This is a genomic window from Actinomycetota bacterium, from assembly GCA_036280995.1.
GTDB lineage: Bacteria > Actinomycetota > CALGFH01 > CALGFH01 > CALGFH01 > CALGFH01.
In genome coordinates this window covers 1-2,962 of the sequence record DASUPQ010000913.1, presented here as the reverse complement: position 1 = coordinate 2,962, position 2,962 = coordinate 1, and the positions used below count along the sequence as shown (strand labels likewise).

General features: G+C 76.4%; 3 protein-coding genes. All 3 read right to left on the bottom strand.

Annotation, left to right across the window (positions count from 1 at the left end; genetic code table 11):
* Positions 1-89: 89 nt before the first annotated feature.
* On the bottom strand, positions 90-1,511 hold the full coding sequence (locus VF468_30425; protein ID HEX5882602.1) for an endonuclease/exonuclease/phosphatase family protein: 1,422 nt from the start codon (positions 1,509-1,511) through the stop codon (positions 90-92).
* Between the two features lie 4 nt (positions 1,512-1,515).
* Positions 1,516-1,806 (bottom strand): hypothetical protein, encoded by a 291-nt coding sequence (locus tag VF468_30420; protein ID HEX5882601.1) that lies wholly within the window; start codon positions 1,804-1,806, stop codon positions 1,516-1,518.
* Positions 1,803-2,962: helix-turn-helix domain-containing protein (locus VF468_30415; GenBank protein ID HEX5882600.1), on the bottom strand; the 1,160-nt coding region annotated here is incomplete at its 5' end. The genes VF468_30415 and VF468_30420, both read right to left, overlap by 4 nt.

Here is a 2,962-nt window from a genome sequence, read left to right as displayed (position 1 = left end):
CGTGGTCGATCGACCCTTCTGCGTGGTGCACCTGCCACACCCTGGGGTGCCGGGCTGTGACCTGGCCAGCGGGTGCGGGGTGGTGGGGGTCACCGGTCGCCGGGGAGCCGGGCCTGGGCGTGGATCAGCGGGTGGTCGCTGGTCTTGCGGGCCAGTGGCCCGGTGACGGTGGTGTAGTCGTGGAACCGGACGCCGGGGGAGCCGAAGATCCAGTCGATCTTCGCCCTGCGGGGCGGTGTGCAGCGGGTGCTGGTGGTGGTGCCGCCGGCGGCGGCGGTCATGCCGGTGGCCCGGGTGAACGGGCAGTAGTAGGCATGATGGTCGTTCATGTCGCCGGTGACGAACACCGGGAAGTCGTGGTTCCGGTGTAGCCGGCGAACCAGCTCGGCCTGCCGGCGCAGCGCCTGCTGCCGCCAGCGGCGCTGCGATTCGAGCCAGGGCAGGCTGGCCGGGTTGTGGAAGTTGGCGAACCACGCCTGCCGGCCGGTCGGCCGGTGGCGGAGCACCAGCACCGGCATCCGCCGGGTGTTGCCGTGGAAGTACGGGATCGGGATCGTGTGTGCCCGCACCAGCCGCCAGTCCGTATGCCGCCAGGCGATCGCGTTGTCGGTGTCGCGGGGGCCGCGGGCGCCGCGGGGGCCGGGGAACACCCGGTACTCGCGGGCGTGGCGGCGCAGCATCCGCCACTGCGGGTCCTGCAGTTCCTGCAGCCCGACCACGTCGACCCGGTGCCGGCGCAGCAGCCGGATCGCCCACCGGATCCGGGTGGTGCCGGCCGCCCAGGACGGCCGGGTCCCGCGTGGGGTGGTGTGGCTGTGGCCGAGCACGTTATAGCTGGCCACCACGAACCCGACCGGCCGGGGTGGGGCCGGTGCCCCCGCCGGCGCCGGGCTCGGGCTGGGCGCCGGGCTCGGGGTCGGGGCGGTCGGGGCGGGGGTCGTGCTGGTCGGCGACGGCGATGGTGACGGCGTCGGGGTGGCGGTGAGAGTGACCGTGGCGGTCGCGGTTGCTGTGGCCGTGGCGGTCGAGGTGACGGTGACGGTGGGCTGGGGTGCCGGCGCGGCGGTGACGGTCCGCCACACGGTGGGCTGGGGTGCCGGCGGCGCGATCAGGGTGCGCGCCGGAGCGGGCGCGGCGGTGACGGTCCGGGTCGGCACCGCGGGGGTGGCGGTGACGGTGCGGGTCGGCACGGGGCGCGGGGACGGTGCGGCGGTGACGGTGCGCACCGCGGGCCGGGGGGTGGCGGTGACGGTGCGCCACATGGTGGGTCCGGGTGCCGGCGCCGTGGTCACGGTGACCGTCGCCGCCGGTGCCGCCACGGGTGTCCGCGCTGCCGTCGGCGTGCTCGTGGGGGATGGGGGTGCGGCGGCCACGGTGCCGCCGGGTGTCCCGGACACCACCCACGCGGCGAGTAGGGCCACCACCAGCAGGGCGCCGGCCGGCACCAGCACCAGCAGCGCCGGTCTCGGCCGGCGGGCCGGTTGGGGCCGGTCCGGGTGCTGCCAGTTCACCGGGTCACCCCCGGGAGCGGGCCCGGCCGATGGTGTCGCGCCGCAGAGCGGGCGGCCGGAACCCTGTCGACGCGGGGGTCGGGGTGAGGGCGGCGGCGAGGTCGTCCAACGGGGCGTGCAGCACCTGCTCGAGCACCCCGGCGATCTGGTCGAGGCTGCTGTTGCTGTCGCAGCCGGCGGTGAGGGTGGCGGCGAGCCGGTCGAGGGCGGCCCGGCCTTGGGGGGTGAAGACGATCATGGTGCCGGGCTCGGCGCGCCCGCCGCTGCTGCTCGTGCTGTCGCTGCTGGTGGTCATGGTTGCTGCCTCGCTGGGGGTGGGATGGTCCGGCCGGTGGGGACCGGGTGGCCTGGGGTGACGGGGCGGCGGCTCACCGGCTGCCCGGCCAGCGCGGCGGCGAGGGCATGGCGGGCGGGGTCGGCGACCGGCGAACAGGGTTCGGTGGGGTCGCGCAGCGCGGCCCGCAGCGTGTCGACGCCGACCTGGAGTTGGTCAGCGACCTGCAGGAGGGTGTGCCCGCAGCCGGTGAGCTCGCGGGCCTGTCGCAGCACGGTTGTGGTCAGCGCGCCTCGGGTGGGCGTGGGCGGTGGGTCGGTGGTGCCGGCCCGGTCGTTGTGGACGTCGTCGGCGTGGTCACCGGGGGCGGCGGTGGCGTGGAGGGCGCGTTTGAGGGTGGACAGGCCGACACCGAGGTGGTCGGCGACCTGTCGTTGGGTGCGGTCACCGTCGTGGAGCAGCTGCCGGGCGGTGATGACCTGGTCGGGGGTGAGCGCGGGCGGGCGGCCGGGCCGGCGCAGGCTGGCGGCATGGTCGGCGGCGCGCTGGTCGGCGGTGCGGTCACCGACCTTGAGCCGGGTGGCCGCCTGGTGCAGTCGGGCGGCGGCCGGGTGGCCGGGCCGGGCGTGTTCCCACCGGTGCTCCAGGGTGTGCGGGTGCGGCACCAGGTACGCGCCGAACCGGAGCCCGTGGGTGACCCGGCCGGCCATGGCGGCGGAGAACACCGGGTAGGCGGTGTCCAGGTCGGCCAGCACCCCTGCCACGACGTCACGAGGGCTGGTCGCGGTCGCGTGGTGCAGCAGCCGGGTGAGTTCGGCGGTCTGCACCAGCACCAGGCCGCCGCGGCCGCGGTGGATGCTGGCGACCCGGCTCGCCGCGCCGGCCAGGTCGGTGTAGGCGGCGGCCCGGTCGGTGTAGCTGTCCTTCAGTTCGGTCAGCTGGTTGGGGAGCAGCCGGCCGCAGGTGTGGGCGAGGTCGGCGTGCGCGGCGGCGAGCTTCCGCAGCTCGCTCGCGGTCGGCACGGTGCGGGCGGCGAGCACGGTTGCGGCGCGCAGCCCGTCCGGCAGCTGCGCGAGCCGGGTCACGGGAATCGGCCAGGACAGGACGGGGTTGCCGACCAGGGTGTCGGTGCCGGGGTCGAGTGGCCCGGAGCCGGCGACCCGGGCGGTGTGGTTGG